Genomic DNA, 12,837 nt, shown 5'->3' with positions numbered 1-12,837 from the left:
GCAAGGAAAAAAATTCCCAATCTGCGCCGCACACTACTGCGCCGCCACGCGAGTCTCCGCGCCCGCCCGGGCGGATGCCGGCACGGGAGCCGGTTTTGCGAGGCGGGCCGGGAACTCGACCCGCACCACCGTGCCGCTGCCCTCCCGGCTCTCGACCGCGATGCGGCCCTGCAGCTGCCCGGTGACCAGGTTGTAGACGATGTGCATGCCCAGCCCCGAGCTGCCACGGTGGCGAGCGGTGGTGAAGAACGGATCGAAGATCCGCTCGCGGTCCGCCGCCGCGATGCCGCGCCCGTCGTCGCGCACCTCGAGGCGCACCCAGGCGCCCTCCTGCGGAAGCGCCCCCTGAGGGAGTGCGCCCTGCGGGAGTGCACCTTGGGGCGCCGCGACCTGCGACACAGCGACGACGATGCGCCCCGGCTGTCCGTCCGCGAAGGCGTGCACCACCGCGTTCTTGACCAGGTTGGTGATGACCTGGGCGAGCGCCCCCGGATGGGTGTCGACCTCGAACTCCCCGCCGTCGATCCCATCCCGGGCCTCAGGCCCCTCCAGTTCGAGCCGGTGCCCGCCGCGGCGCAGGAGCGGGCCGAGGCTGCGCAGCAATTCCCCCAGCCACTCGCGCAAGGCGAAGCGGCGGTGCTCGTCGCTCACGCGGTCGACGGCGACCTGCTTGAAGCTGTGGACGAGGTCCGCCGCCCGGGCGAGGTTGGCGGTGAGCAGGTGCGAGCCCTCCTGCATCCGCTCGACGAAGTGGGACAGGCGCGAGCGCGAGAGCTGGCCGGTCTTTGCCAGCTCGCCGAAATCCCGCGCCTCGTCGCGCACCAGGGTCGCGGTGGTGAGCGCGATGCCGAGCGGCGTGTTGATCTCGTGCGCCACCCCGGCGACGAGCTGGCCCAGCGAGGCGAGCTTCTCGGCCTGGATCAGGTCGGACTGGGTCTGGCGCAGCTCGGCGAGCGTCCGGTCGGCCTCCTCCTTGGCTCGGCGCAGGGCGCGCTCGCGCCGGCCGATCTCCTCGACGAACATCGCGGTGGCGCGCGCCATGTCGCCGAGTTCGTCGCGACGGCGCCCGACCGCCTCGCCCACATCTCTGCCCCCGATTTCGCCCCCTCCCAGCACGCGCCGGGACGGATCGGCGGCGAGCACCAGCATGCTGCGCTGGAGCTGGCGCAGCGGTCCGGTGATCGAGCGCGCCGCCGCGAGACCGACCGTCGAGCCGACCACCAGGCCGGCGCCGGCGCCGACGAGCAGGAGGCGCAGGAGGAAGGTGCCGAGGCGATCGGCATCGTCGATGAAGATCTCGTTGAGGCTGCGGGCGGTCTCGCCGATCACCGCGGCGAGGCCGTCCATCGCCGCGATGCCCTCGTTCTGCCGGCGCAGGCCCTCGACCGTGGTGCCGAGGCGCTCGCGCCAGCCGTCGATCGCGTCGATCATCTCGCCCTGGATCAGCGGCGAGATCGGCAGGGCGGCGGCGGTCTCGGACAGGCGCCGCCCGTCCTCCAGCATCGCCGCCGCCGCCGGCACGTCGCGCCGGCGCAGGGCCTCGGCGGTGCGCTGGCCGAGCTTGAGGGTCTCGAGGGCGATGTTCTGGGTCGCCTGCTCGGTCTCGTTGGCCTGCACCGCGTAGGAGAGGAGCTGCGTGACCTCGTCGTGCAGGGCGCGCTGGGCCGAGCCGTCGATCTTGAGGATCCGCTCGCACCACTCGTCGAGGACGTTGACCGGGGAGGGGAGCGGCGCGTGCTCCGGCACCGTGCCGCCCGCCGCCAGAGGGCGCGGCTCCTCGGCCCCGCGCCAGGCCTCGTAGGCGGCGGTCAGGATCAGCAGCTCCTCCGCCTCGCGCTCGCGCCGGTCGCCCTTGAGCGCCGTCGCGAGGTCGCGGGCGGCGTTGCGCACTTGAACCATGGTGGATTGGACCATGGTGGACGGCGCAGCGCCGGCACCACCGCCGCCCTTGTCGGCGCCTCTGGCGGCCTCGATCTCGGCCCGGGCCACCAGGCTGCGCAGCTCGTTGACGGCACCGACCACGTCGCGGACCTGGCGCAGGGTGGCGGCCTTGTCGGTGAGGGAGACGACGAGGTCGGTGTTGGCGGCGCGCTGGCGGTCGCGGGCCTGGTCGGCGAGGCTCACCAGGGCGTCGGCGCGGGCGGCCATGTCGGCGATCAGCCCGTCGTTCTCCCGGGTGATCCGCACCAGGGCCTGCATCTGCTCGATCGAGTCCCGCAGCGCATCGCGCGCCGCCTCGATGCGGGCGGCCTGATCCGGGGTGCGGGCGTAGCGGCGCAGGTCGTCGAGCGAGCCGGCCGACTCGGCCGTCAGGCGGGCGAAGCGCTCGGCATGGTCGGTGCGCTCGGCCGGGCGCGCCGCCACGAACTCGTCGCGCACCGTCGTCGACAGGGTCAGGGTGCGGTAGATGGCGCCGGCCAGCACCGCGCCGTCGCGGGCCTTCCCGGCCTGGTCGAGCAGGAGCCAGCCCGCGAGCGCGATCAGCGCCGCGATGGCGATCGGCAGACCGCCGACCAGGAAGATCTTGTGGCCGACCCGCATCGTGGTCCCGTTCCGCCGCGGGTGCCGACTATGCATTATTTCTCAAGGTCTGCCAGCGCCCGGGGCCAGCCGGACCCGGAGAGGCCGGCCCGCCTCATCCCGGCATCGGCGGCCGCAGGATCGTCCGGCCGCGGGTCCCGGAGACCGGGCCAGGACCGCTTTTCATCGACCGGCGTTTCGTCGCCCGGCCTTCGGGGACCTGCCGCCTCGGCCGGGGGGCGGGGACCGGCGCCGCCGGACGGGCGGGGGTCAGGGGAGCCGGCCGGCAGCCGGTGCAGCGGCTCGGGCCCGCACCGAAGAGGGCGCGCAGCGCCTCCAGCCCGGCGGGATCGCCGGTGAGGAGCGCATCGAGGCGATCGGCGCTGAAATGCGGCATGGCGGTCTCGCGGTCGGCGGCCTCGTCGCGGGGTGTCCCGCGTCATCCGACCGAGACCCGGCCGGGCATCCGGACGGGCGAGGCCGGGCGCAGCTCCTCGATCATCCGCACCGGCCGGCGCGGCGCGGTCCCCTGCGGGGCGCCCTCCGGCTGCAGGCAGGTGTCGGGCCGGAAGGGCCAGGCCGCCTCCGTGCAGGCGCGCCCGGCGGCCGGGGCCGTCGAGACCGGGAGCGCCCGGGGCATCTCGGCGGGCGCTTCCACGGACATCCCGGCGGGGACCGCCCCGCGGGCATCCCCGGCCAGGTGCGCGGCCGTCGTCTTGGTCAGCTCGACGACGCCGGCCGTCAGCATTGCACTCATCAGGATCACCCGCGCCACAATCATCTTCGCCTCCTCGCAACCCGTTATGTCCGGGGCTCTTGTGGGGGGCGGTATAGGGGCGTTGCATGTCCGCGATTTTGCGTCGGAGACCCAATTCGGCCCAGTCGGAGCGGATCGTGTTTCGTCGGCTGTAGTCGACGAAACATTCGCCGTTGCAGCACAGCCGAGAAAAATCCCCCTCTCCGGCGGGAGAGGGGGACGGACTTCGTCGGAGGAGCTTGGTGCGGTCGCAGACCGCGAGCGAACCGATCGTTTCAGATCAATCGACCGCGAACCAGTCCGATTGGATCACTCGGCCGGATGCTGCTCGGCGGTGAAGTGGCCGCACCAGTCCTGGCCGGCGACGACCGGCCACAGGCCGTGGCCCTGCGGCTCCGGCTGGCTGACCGGCGGGTTGTAGCGGCACAGGCCCTGGTCGCCGGTGGCGGCGGCGCCATTGAGCTTGTGGTCGTCGAAGTAGCGGCAGCTGTTGCAGGCCGCGCCCTGGGTGGTCGCCATCGTGATCTCTCCCGTCCGGTGAGCCGTCGCCCGGCCCCGTCAGTTGTTAATTAGAACAACTCAAAACTGGAGGCAAGAGGAACCTGAGGGAAAGCGCATCCGCGGCGAGAGGCTGCCGGAACGAACTCCGGGCCGCGGTCCCGCGGCCGGGCCCGTGGGGCTTGCGCCGGCCCTCCTCCCCGTCTTCCTGCCGCTCCATCCTCCTGCCGGCACGCGCAGGACCACCCGCGCCTCACGTCCTGGCACCATGCGCCAGGATGGCCGGCACACCTCTCGAAGACGCGGATCTGCGGGGTGCTGCGGCGACGCCCCTCGGAAGGCACCTCCCATCCGCCCACGGCGCCGACGGTGCAGCCGCCCCCGATTCGCGGGCCGCCCAGCCAGACCGGACGCCTCGCCTCCACAGCGGAGTCCGGATCGCCCCGGACGCCGCCGCTCGCGAGCTGTCCGGGACGGCTGCAGAAATCCTTCGAACATCGTAATCGTACCGACCCCGACGGATCGGCATCACATCGATATCGACCGGATATTCCATCGGCGATTAGAAATTTTTACTGATTAAACTATTCCTATCCGTGATTATGCTCACATTTGACAGATCTGACTCTCGACATTTCTATTTTGTTAGCGCCTGATGACGGCGGAAGTAATCATAACGACATTGCTTGTTAGTTCTTGACGACTTTGTTAGCGCATAAGTCACATCTAAGATGTGGCACAGTCACAATGTGGTGATTCTGCCACATTCTCCCGTCAAGGCGGCTTCAGGCGCTTGTTAGTGCTTGGATGAGATTGATCAACTCGGCGTCATGAAAGATTGTTCCGTCGCACCGCATGAAGTCAGGTGCGGTTCGGCCGAACCTGTGCGGCGGCCGAATCTTCGGGGGCATAAGAGGGACATGGTCTCGAGGCCGAAAAGGTCTTCGGAACAGAGTCGTTCACCCCTTTCGGGTCCGAAATCTTGGAGGTCTCCATGAAGCTCGTTAAGAGCCTTCTTCTCGGGTCGGCCGCTGGCCTGACCGTTGTTGCCGCTGCGCAAGCCGCCGATCTGCCGATCAAGAAGGCTGCGCCCGTCGAGTACGTCCGCGTCTGCTCGACCCACGGCGCCGGCTTCTTCTACATCCCGGGTACCGACACCTGCCTGCGCGTCTCCGGTCGTGCCCGGTTCCAGGCCACCTACCTGCAGAGCTACACCCGCGGCACCAACAACAACGGCGGTGACCTGACGGGCTACCAGGGCCTCGGCCGCCTGAACCTCGACGCCCGCACGGCGACCGGCTACGGCACCCTGCGCGCCTTCGTCCGCTTCGACCTGTCCTACGGCACCGGTCCGTTCCTCGCCTCCGGCACCGCCCGCAACGCCGGCACCGGCTTCCCGGCCTTCGGCGTCGACACGTTCGGCCGCGTGACCAACGGCGTGAACCTCGACAAGGCGTTCATCCAGTTCGCCGGCTTCACCGCCGGTCGCGCCGCCTCGTTCTTCGACTTCTACGCCCACGACCTCGAGTTCATCGCGTCGTCGCTCGGCTCCGACATCTCCTCGACCAACCTGCTCGCCTACACGGCGACCTTCGGTCAGGGCTTCTCGGCCACGCTGTCGATGGAAGACCCGCTGCTCCGCAAGACCCCGATCTACGGCAGCGGCGCGGTCGGCGGCAACTTCACCGGCTACCAGATCTTCGTCCCGAACTCGGGCAACTTCACCCCGGTGCTGGGCACCAACGCCCTCGGCCAGCCGGTCATCGCCGACTACGACGTGATCCAGCGTCAGCGCCTGCCCGACTTCGTCGGCGCGCTCCGCTACGACGCCGCCTGGGGTTCGGCCCAGATCTCCGCCGCCGTGCACGAGATCAACACCGCCAACGCCAACCAGGTGCGTTCGTTCGGTGGCTTCTCGACCGTCGGTGCCTCGGCGCCGCGTCCGGGCAGCGACTACGGCTGGGCCGTCCAGGGTGGTCTGAAGATCAACCTGCCGTTCATCGCCGCCGGCGACCTGCTCTACCTGCAGGGCTCCTACGGCGAGGGCGCGATCCGCTACACCGGCTACAACGCCTGGCTCGGCGGCTACACCAACTTCGCCACGCTCGCCGCCGGCACCTCGCTCGGCTCCTCGCTGGTCGACGCGGTCGTCGATCCGGTGACCGGCAAGCTCGATCTGTCGACCTCGTGGACGGTTACCGCGTCCTACCTGCACTACTGGACCCCCGAGTGGCGTTCGGCGGTGTTCGGCAGCTACGGCGAGATGTCCTACGGCAAGCAGAGCCGCGCCAATCTCGGCCTCGTGAACCAGATCGGCGGCTTCGCCACCTCGTCGCTGCCGAGCCCGTTCGCTGCCGGCTACGCGTTCTCGAACCAGATCCGCGACACCAACCAGCTCGTGGTCGGCGCCAACCTGATCTGGTCGCCGGTGCGTGACCTCGACATCGGTCTGGAGGGCAACTACGCCCGCCTCGCGACCCAGAGCGGCCGCGTGATCGACCAGAACAAGGCTCCGGGCGTCACCGCCGCCTCGGTCGCCAGCGTCGTCAACGGCGTGCCGTTCACCGCCGCCGGCGTCGCCCTGCCGACCACCAGCGCCACGGACACGTTCCAGATCCGCATGCGCGTCCAGCGCGACTTCTAAGATCTCGGAAGTCCAGATATCGGGGGTCCCGGCGCGAGCCGGGACCCCTTTTTCGTTGCCCAGGTATCGAGACAAGAAAAAAGGCGCACTCGGGGAGTGCGCCTTGCAGGTGCCCTGGGTCTCGAAACTCAGGATGCCCTTTTCTATCAGCATCCGAAGGTCACTTCAACTGTCAGAGCTCAGTTTATATCCATCGTCACAATAAAAAATTCCCATCCGCTAAGCACTAACAATGTCAGGCTTCGAGCTTCGCCGACGGGAGCGGGCCGGCGCCGTGCGATCCGGCCGGTCGAGGGAGGCCGCAGCCGTTCCCACACCGGCGATCGCCGGATCCTCTCGGCCGGCGTTTCAGGCCCGCTGCTCCTTCAGGCGGCGGACGCAGCGGCTGTAATATTGCGGCCAGCGCGGCCCCTGTGCCGCCTTGTCGGGCGGCGTCAAGGCGCGCCACTCGGCGCCGCACCGGCGCTGGCGCTCGCGGGCGGCGAGGCTGCGCGGGCTCGGCTCCCGGCGCGGCGCGGCTTCCGGACCTGGGACGGTCTGGCCGAGGGCCGCGGCGGGTGCGGCGACGAGGAACGCCGCCAGGCAGGCGCGAAGGAGAGGGGAGGGCAGGCTCATCGGAAGGCTCGCGGCAGGCGCGCCGTCGAATCGGCCGGCGCGGGACCGACAGTGCCACAGCCTGACGCAAGGGCAAGACGATTGGGCGAGGGGCCCGGGCAGGAGACTCGAGCGAGAGACTCCGGCGAGGAGCTCAGGCGGAGACGACAGGTGGGATCTCGCCGGTCCAGGCCGCGACACCGGTGCACGACCGGCGCGAGATCGCCGATTGAGACAACCTTCACCCTGTACAGGGCGGGCCCGGGTCTGTTTACCTCTCCGGAACGCCCGATGCGCGACGGACGCGCCCCGTCCCCGCCGTGCCAGAAGGACCAGCCGCATGTCGGCCGTGACGACGACGCCGATCGACCTCTACTACTGGACGACGCCGAACGGCTGGAAGGCCTCGATCATGCTCGAGGAATGCGGCCTGCCGTACCGCATGGTGCCGATCAACATCGGCAAGGGCGCGCAAGGAGCGCCGGACTTCCTGGCGGTGTCGCCGCACGGCAAGATCCCGGTCATCGTCGATCCGGACGGGCCCGGCGGCACCCCGATCACGGTGTTCGAGTCGAACGCGATCCTGCAATATCTCGGCCGCAAGACCGGCTTGTTCTACCCCGCCGAGGAGCGGGCGCGCATCGCGGTCGACATCTGGCTGTTCTGGCAGGCGGCGAATTTCGGGCCGGCCCTCGGCCAGACCCACCATTTCCGCATCTACGCCTCGGAGAAGATCCCCTACGCGATCGAGCGCTTCACCGCCGCGACGACGAAGCTCTACGCCACCCTCGACGCGCAGCTCGGCCGCCACCCCCACGTCGCGGGCGAGGACTACACCATCGCCGACATCGCGATCCTGCCCTGGGCCAAGCTCTGGGAGCGCCAGGGCCAGGACATCGCCGCGTTCCCGAACGTCGCCGCCTGGATCGACCGGATGAAGGCCCGGCCGGGGGTCCTGCGCGGCTTCCGGCTCAAGCCGGACCCGGAGGAGGGGCCGGGTCCGCGCGGGTGAGGCCTTGTACCAACGGCCTAAGATGCTGATGCATCGACGTCGATCTCGGGCGGGCCCGAGATCGACGAGGCCTCTGATCCATCCTCGAATGTTCGATGCCAAGCCAGAGGCTTGACGACAACTCGAGAACGGAACCAGAGGTCGTTTTCAACGACCGTTGGTATCAATTCGCCGCGGGCTTCGCCTTCGGCGCGGCGTGGGCGGCGGCCGGAACGGCCTGCGCGAACTCGTCGGGCGCCTTGGTCCAGGTCTGCGAGCCGCACAGGATCTTCAGCATGCAGCCCGAGATCGCGAGCTCGCTCGCGCTCGCGCGGTTGATCGAGACGTCGTAGAGCTTGCCTTCCTCGGCATTGTAGATCTGGCCCTTGTAGGCGCCGTCCTCGGGCTTCAGGCTGTCCATCAGGGTGAGGCCGATCACCGGGCGGGTGCGCTTCTTCGGGTCGGGATTCTTGATGTCGGTGCGCGGCTGACCCTGGTCGTTGAGGGGCGTCTTCAGCCACACCACCTTGCCGCAGGCATGGGCGGCGCCCGGACCGCACTTCTCGATCTTGATCTTGGCCCGGCCGTCCTCGGTGAGCCAGGTCCCCGACGGATCGCCCGCAGGGGCCGCGGCGGCGGCACCGGCCGAGAGCAGGGAGGCGGCGAGGGTCGGGATCAGGATCGAGCGCATGCAGGAAGCTCCTGGCTGTCCGCGGCCCGCGCAGGGCGCCGGCGGCGGAAGGCTTGAGGGACGCCGCCGCGGACGAACCGGGCAGCGTGGCCGAATGGTCACGTCCGAGTCACCAAGCCCGATCTTTGGGGCGATTTTTCGGCCGTGTTGCGGCGCTGCCGCATCAGGCGGCCCGCCGGCGCCGTATCGGGCAATTCTCCCGCGCCGCCTTCGGCGCTTGAGGGAGGCGGGGCCCACGGCTATAAGCCCGGCGCCGGACGTCCGCTCACGGACCCGGCGCGCGGGCGCTCGCGCCCGGCTTGAGAGCCGGACCTCCCAGGTTTGATCCTGAAGGGTCCGGTGCCGCGCGGCATCCCACCGCCCACGCCACCGCTATTCTTCGAACGGACGTCCCATGGCCACCGAGCGCACCTTCTCCATCCTGAAGCCCGACGCCACCGCCCGGAACCTCACCGGCGCGGTCAACGCCGTGATCGAGGAGGCGGGCCTGCGCATCGTCGCCCAGCGCCGCATCCGCATGTCCGACGCCCAGGCCAAGAAGTTCTACGAGGTCCACGCCGAGCGTCCGTTCTACGGCGAACTCGTCGAGTTCATGACCTCGGGCCCGGTCGTGGTCCAGGTGCTCGAGGGCGAGAACGCCGTCGCCAAGTACCGTGAGGTGATGGGCGCCACCAACCCGGCCCAGGCCGCCGAGGGCACCATCCGCCAGAAGTTCGCGAAGTCGGTCGGCGAGAACACCGTGCACGGCTCCGACAGCCTCGAGAACGCCGGCATCGAGATCAAGCAGTTCTTCGACGACAAGGACATCGTCGGCTGACGGTTCCCCCGACCGGGAAACGCCGATAGGCTGACAGCCCTCGCCGCCCCGCGGCGGGGGTTTTTTCATGCAGGAGCGAGCGGTGACGGCGCAGCCACGGATCGAGCGGACGACCTCCACCTGCCCGCACGACTGCCCGTCGGTCTGCGCCCTCGAGGTCGAGGTGATCGACGGCGCCACGATCGGCCGGGTGCGCGGCAACCCGCGCCACAGCTACACGGCGGGCGTCGTCTGCGCCAAGGTCGCGCGCTACGCCGAGCGCATCCACCATCCCGACCGGCTGACCCAGCCCCTCATCCGCACCGGCCCGAAGGGCTCCGGGCAGTTCGCGCCGGTCGGCTGGGACGAGGCGCTCGACCGCGTGGCGGAGGCGTTCCGCGAGGCCGAGGCCGCGCACGGGCCGGAAGCGGTCTGGCCCTACTACTATGCCGGCACGATGGGGCTGGTGATGCGCGACGGCATCAACCGCCTGCGCCACGCCAAGGGCTATTCGGGCCAGTACTCGACCATCTGCACCACGCTCGCCTGGTCGGGCTACATCGCCGGCACCGGCCGCCTCGGCGGGGTCGATCCGCGCGAGATCGCCGAGAGCGACTGCGTGGTGATCTGGGGCACCAACCCGGTGCACACCCAGGTCAACCTGATGACCCACGTCCAGGCCGCCCGCAAGAACCGGGGCGCCAAAGTGGTGGTCGTCGACATCTACGACAACCCGACGATGAAACAGGCGGACCTCGCCCTGCTGCTGCGGCCGGGCACCGACGGGGCGCTCGCCTGCGCGGTGATGCACGTGCTGTTCCGGGACGGCTTGGCCGACCGCGACTACATGGCCCGCTTCACCGACTGCCCGGAGGAGCTGGAGGCGCATCTCCGGAGCCGCGATCCCGCATGGGCCGCCGCGATCACCGGGCTCAGCGTCGAGGAGATCGAGCGTTTCGCCCACCTGGTGGGTGTGACGAAGAACACCTTCTTCCGCCTCGGCTACGGCTTCGCCCGCAGCCGCAACGGCGCGGCCAACATGCATGCGGCGCTCTGCATCCCGGCGGTGACGGGCGCCTGGCAGCACCGCGGCGGCGGCGCCTTCCACTCGAACAGCGGCGTGTTCGGCCTCAACAAGCGCCTGATCGAGGGGCTCGACGTCGTCCGCCCCGGCACCCGCATGCTCGATCAGTCGCAGATCGGCCGGGTGCTCACCGGCGACCCGGAGGCCCTGCGCCAGGGCCCGCCGGTGACCGCGATGCTGATCCAGAACACCAACCCGGTCTCGGTCGCGCCGGAGCAGGAGCTGGTGAAGCAGGGCTTCGCCCGCGAGGACCTGTTCGTCTGCGTCCACGAGCAGTTCATGACCGAGACCGCCCGCATGGCCGATCTCGTCCTGCCCGCCACGATGTTCCTGGAGCACGACGACCTCTATACCGGCGGCGGCCAGCAGCACATCCAGCTGGGGTTGAAGCGCATCGCGCCGCCCCAGCTCTGCCGCTCGAACCACGAGGTGATCGTGGCCTTGGGCCAGCGTCTCGGCGCCGAGCATCCGGGCTTTGCCATGAGCCCGCGCGACTTGATCGACGCCACCCTCAAGGCGTCGCGCCGCGGCAGCCTGGCGGAGATGGAGGGGGAGGGCTTCCTCGACGTGCAGCCGGCCTTTGAACGCGCCCACTTCCTCGACGGCTTCGCCTATCCGGACCGGCGCTTCCGCTTCAAGCCGGACTGGGCGAGCGTACCGGTCGCCAAGGACGGGCCGCGCGGGCCCATGATGCCGCCGCTCCCCGACCATTGGGAAGCGCCGCTGATGGCGGCGACGGTCGATCACCCGTTCCGCCTCGCCACCAGCCCGGCGCGCAACTTCCTCAATTCGAGCTTCACCGAGACCCCGACCTCCCTCGCCAAGGAGCGCCACCCGACGGTGATGATCCACCCGGAGGATGCCGGGCCGCTCGGGATCGGGGAGGGGGCGTGGGTGCGCCTGTCGAACGAGCGCGGCGCGGTCACCCTGCGGGCGACGCTGTTTCCCGGCCTGCGCCGCGGCGTGCTGATCGCCGAGTCGATCTGGCCCAACGACGCCTATCCGGACGGGCGCGGCATCAACACCCTGACGGGGGCCGACGCACCGGCCCCGTTCGGCGGCGCCGCGTTCCACGACAACCATGTCGCCATCGCGGCCCTGCCGCAGTAGCGGACTTTCGTCCCCGGTGTGGCCCGCCCGCCCTTGTGCGGGCGGGGAGTTTCGGCGTCCAACGGTCGAGCTTGACGACAAGCAGCCCAACGGACCTCACTTCCCATGCGTCTCCGCACCTTCCTCGCCGCCGGCTTCCTCGCGCTGGGCGTCACTTCGGCGCTCGCCGGCGCCTCCTCGTCGCAGCTCGAGGCCTACCAGCCCGATCCGTCGCTGCGCAGCGCGCCGACCTCGGAGCTCGAGACCCGGGTGCGCCGCGCCTGCGCCGTCGTCCAGGCCCGGATGCAGAACGCCGCCGAGACCAGCTTCGAGCGCCCCTGCGGCTGCTACGCCCGCACCACCCTGCGTTCCCTCGACGCCTCCGAGATCGCGGCCTACCGCACCACCGGCTACTTCAACGATTCGGCCCGCGCCAAGGCGCTCGGCGCCATCGACAGCTGCAAGCTGCAGCGGCCGGTCTGAACGGTGTGAGCCGGGAGCCTGAGACTCGCACAAACTATATCGTCCCACTCTCCACCTCATCCTGAGGTGGAGAGTGGAATTCGATGAGTTTCGGATGTCCGGGATCCGGCACCCGAAACGCTTCTACAACCGCGCCCGCGCGGACCGCGGCGTCGACAGCAACAGGTGCGTCTCCGAGGTGGTCACGCCCGGCACCAGGCGCACCCGCCGCAGCATCTCGTCCAGCTCCGGCAGGCTGCCGGCGGCGACCTCCACGACGATGTCCCAGGTACCGACCGTCGTGTGGACCGCGGTGATCTCGGCGAAACCCTTGAGCGCGTCGATCACGTCGCCGGCCTTGCGCCCCTCGACCGCGACGAGGGTGATCGCCCGCACCGCCGCCGGCATCGCGTCGGTGCGCAGCACCACCGTGTAGCCGACGATCTCGCCGTCGCGCTCGAGCCGGTCGAGCCGCGCCCGCACGGTGGCGCGCGACACCTTCAGCAGCACCGCGAGTTCCGAGACCGGACGCCGGCAATCGTGCCGCAGCAGGGTGACGAGGTTCTGGTCGAGGGCATCCATGTCGACACTCTGCGCAGTGATGCTTGCCAGACTGTGCGATCCGGCTCGAAAATCGACCACCTTCCCGTGTTCAGAGTGACGCGGCCGCACGCTACCGTCGAGCCTGCTCGGGAGACGGGAGCGGGCGGG

Annotated in this window: 12 protein-coding genes; 5 read left to right on the top strand and 7 right to left on the bottom strand. The window is 70.0% G+C overall.

Annotation, left to right across the window (positions count from 1 at the left end; all coding sequences use genetic code 11):
• Nucleotides 1–33 precede the first annotated feature (33 nt).
• The 4 genes from DK412_RS27045 to DK412_RS27030 all read right to left on the bottom strand — a co-directional run bounded on the left by DK412_RS27045 (nt 34) and on the right by DK412_RS27030 (nt 3,796).
• Entirely contained in the window at nt 34–2,541 is a 2,508-nt protein-coding gene (locus DK412_RS27045) for a HAMP domain-containing sensor histidine kinase (RefSeq protein ID WP_109974501.1), read from the bottom strand.
• Nucleotides 2,542–2,635: 94 nt separating this feature from the next.
• Nucleotides 2,636–2,917, bottom strand: a complete 282-nt coding sequence (locus DK412_RS27040; protein ID WP_109974500.1) for a hypothetical protein — start codon at nt 2,915–2,917, stop codon at nt 2,636–2,638.
• Between the two features lie 42 nt (nt 2,918–2,959).
• Nucleotides 2,960–3,301 (bottom strand): hypothetical protein, encoded by a 342-nt coding sequence (locus DK412_RS27035; protein ID WP_109974499.1) that lies wholly within the window; start codon nt 3,299–3,301, stop codon nt 2,960–2,962.
• A 285-nt stretch (nt 3,302–3,586) separates the two neighbouring features.
• On the bottom strand, nt 3,587–3,796 hold the full coding sequence (locus DK412_RS27030; RefSeq protein ID WP_093567936.1) for a hypothetical protein: 210 nt from the start codon (nt 3,794–3,796) through the stop codon (nt 3,587–3,589).
• 973 nt (nt 3,797–4,769) lie between these two features.
• On the opposite strand from DK412_RS27030, the gene DK412_RS27025 reads away from it, so the two are divergent.
• Entirely contained in the window at nt 4,770–6,419 is a 1,650-nt protein-coding gene (locus tag DK412_RS27025) for a porin (protein WP_109974498.1), read from the top strand.
• 348 nt (nt 6,420–6,767) lie between these two features.
• Here the strand turns inward: DK412_RS27025 and DK412_RS27020 are convergent, their stop codons facing one another.
• Complete coding sequence (locus tag DK412_RS27020; RefSeq protein WP_204165450.1) at nt 6,768–7,034, bottom strand: hypothetical protein; 267 nt, start codon at nt 7,032–7,034, stop codon at nt 6,768–6,770.
• Nucleotides 7,035–7,353: 319 nt separating this feature from the next.
• On the opposite strand from DK412_RS27020, the gene DK412_RS27015 reads away from it, so the two are divergent.
• Nucleotides 7,354–8,025 carry a glutathione S-transferase N-terminal domain-containing protein gene (locus DK412_RS27015; RefSeq protein WP_109974497.1) on the top strand — a complete coding sequence of 224 codons (672 nt, stop codon included), beginning with the start codon at nt 7,354–7,356 and terminating at the stop codon, nt 8,023–8,025.
• Nucleotides 8,026–8,188: 163 nt separating this feature from the next.
• Here the strand turns inward: DK412_RS27015 and DK412_RS27010 are convergent, their stop codons facing one another.
• On the bottom strand, nt 8,189–8,695 hold the full coding sequence (locus tag DK412_RS27010) for a DUF2147 domain-containing protein (protein ID WP_109974496.1): 507 nt from the start codon (nt 8,693–8,695) through the stop codon (nt 8,189–8,191).
• A 394-nt stretch (nt 8,696–9,089) separates the two neighbouring features.
• On the opposite strand from DK412_RS27010, the gene ndk reads away from it, so the two are divergent.
• The 3 genes from ndk to DK412_RS26995 all read left to right on the top strand — a co-directional run bounded on the left by ndk (nt 9,090) and on the right by DK412_RS26995 (nt 12,147).
• The gene (ndk, locus tag DK412_RS27005; protein ID WP_048429253.1) at nt 9,090–9,512 is read left to right on the top strand and encodes a nucleoside-diphosphate kinase; all 423 of its coding nucleotides are present in this window, start codon (nt 9,090–9,092) and stop codon (nt 9,510–9,512) included.
• A 67-nt stretch (nt 9,513–9,579) separates the two neighbouring features.
• Nucleotides 9,580–11,685 carry a molybdopterin oxidoreductase family protein gene (locus DK412_RS27000; RefSeq protein WP_204165449.1) on the top strand — a complete coding sequence of 702 codons (2,106 nt, stop codon included), beginning with the start codon at nt 9,580–9,582 and terminating at the stop codon, nt 11,683–11,685.
• 105 nt (nt 11,686–11,790) lie between these two features.
• A complete protein-coding gene (locus DK412_RS26995; protein ID WP_109974494.1) occupies nt 11,791–12,147 on the top strand; it encodes a hypothetical protein in 357 nt (118 codons plus the stop codon).
• A gap of 123 nt (nt 12,148–12,270) precedes the next feature.
• Here DK412_RS26995 and DK412_RS26990 read toward each other — a convergent pair whose 3' ends face one another.
• Nucleotides 12,271–12,708, bottom strand: a complete 438-nt coding sequence (locus tag DK412_RS26990) for an Lrp/AsnC family transcriptional regulator (protein WP_109974493.1) — start codon at nt 12,706–12,708, stop codon at nt 12,271–12,273.
• Nucleotides 12,709–12,837: the final 129 nt, after the last annotated feature.

Origin of the sequence: Methylobacterium sp. 17Sr1-1, assembly GCF_003173775.1 — a bacterium.
In the GTDB taxonomy this organism is placed as follows: Bacteria; Pseudomonadota; Alphaproteobacteria; order Rhizobiales; family Beijerinckiaceae; genus Methylobacterium.
Note: the sequence above shows the minus strand (reverse complement) of the source record. Positions and strands in the feature narration are given on the sequence as shown.

Excerpts from the sequence above, each read along its gene's own strand:
- DK412_RS27010 (WP_109974496.1), bottom strand. The coding sequence starts at position 8,695 with ATGCGCTCGATCCTGATCCCGACCCTCGCCGCCTCCCTGCTCTCGGCC.
- DK412_RS26995 (WP_109974494.1), top strand. The coding sequence starts at position 11,791 with ATGCGTCTCCGCACCTTCCTCGCCGCCGGCTTCCTCGCGCTGGGCGTC.
- DK412_RS27030 (WP_093567936.1), bottom strand. The coding sequence starts at position 3,796 with ATGGCGACCACCCAGGGCGCGGCCTGCAACAGCTGCCGCTACTTCGAC.
- DK412_RS27000 (WP_204165449.1), top strand. The coding sequence starts at position 9,580 with ATGCAGGAGCGAGCGGTGACGGCGCAGCCACGGATCGAGCGGACGACC.
- ndk (WP_048429253.1), top strand. The coding sequence starts at position 9,090 with ATGGCCACCGAGCGCACCTTCTCCATCCTGAAGCCCGACGCCACCGCC.
- DK412_RS27035 (WP_109974499.1), bottom strand. The coding sequence starts at position 3,301 with ATGATTGTGGCGCGGGTGATCCTGATGAGTGCAATGCTGACGGCCGGC.
- DK412_RS27045 (WP_109974501.1), bottom strand. The coding sequence starts at position 2,541 with ATGCGGGTCGGCCACAAGATCTTCCTGGTCGGCGGTCTGCCGATCGCC.
- DK412_RS26990 (WP_109974493.1), bottom strand. The coding sequence starts at position 12,708 with ATGGATGCCCTCGACCAGAACCTCGTCACCCTGCTGCGGCACGATTGC.
- DK412_RS27020 (WP_204165450.1), bottom strand. The coding sequence starts at position 7,034 with ATGAGCCTGCCCTCCCCTCTCCTTCGCGCCTGCCTGGCGGCGTTCCTC.
- DK412_RS27015 (WP_109974497.1), top strand. The coding sequence starts at position 7,354 with ATGTCGGCCGTGACGACGACGCCGATCGACCTCTACTACTGGACGACG.
- DK412_RS27025 (WP_109974498.1), top strand. The coding sequence starts at position 4,770 with ATGAAGCTCGTTAAGAGCCTTCTTCTCGGGTCGGCCGCTGGCCTGACC.
- DK412_RS27040 (WP_109974500.1), bottom strand. The coding sequence starts at position 2,917 with ATGCCGCATTTCAGCGCCGATCGCCTCGATGCGCTCCTCACCGGCGAT.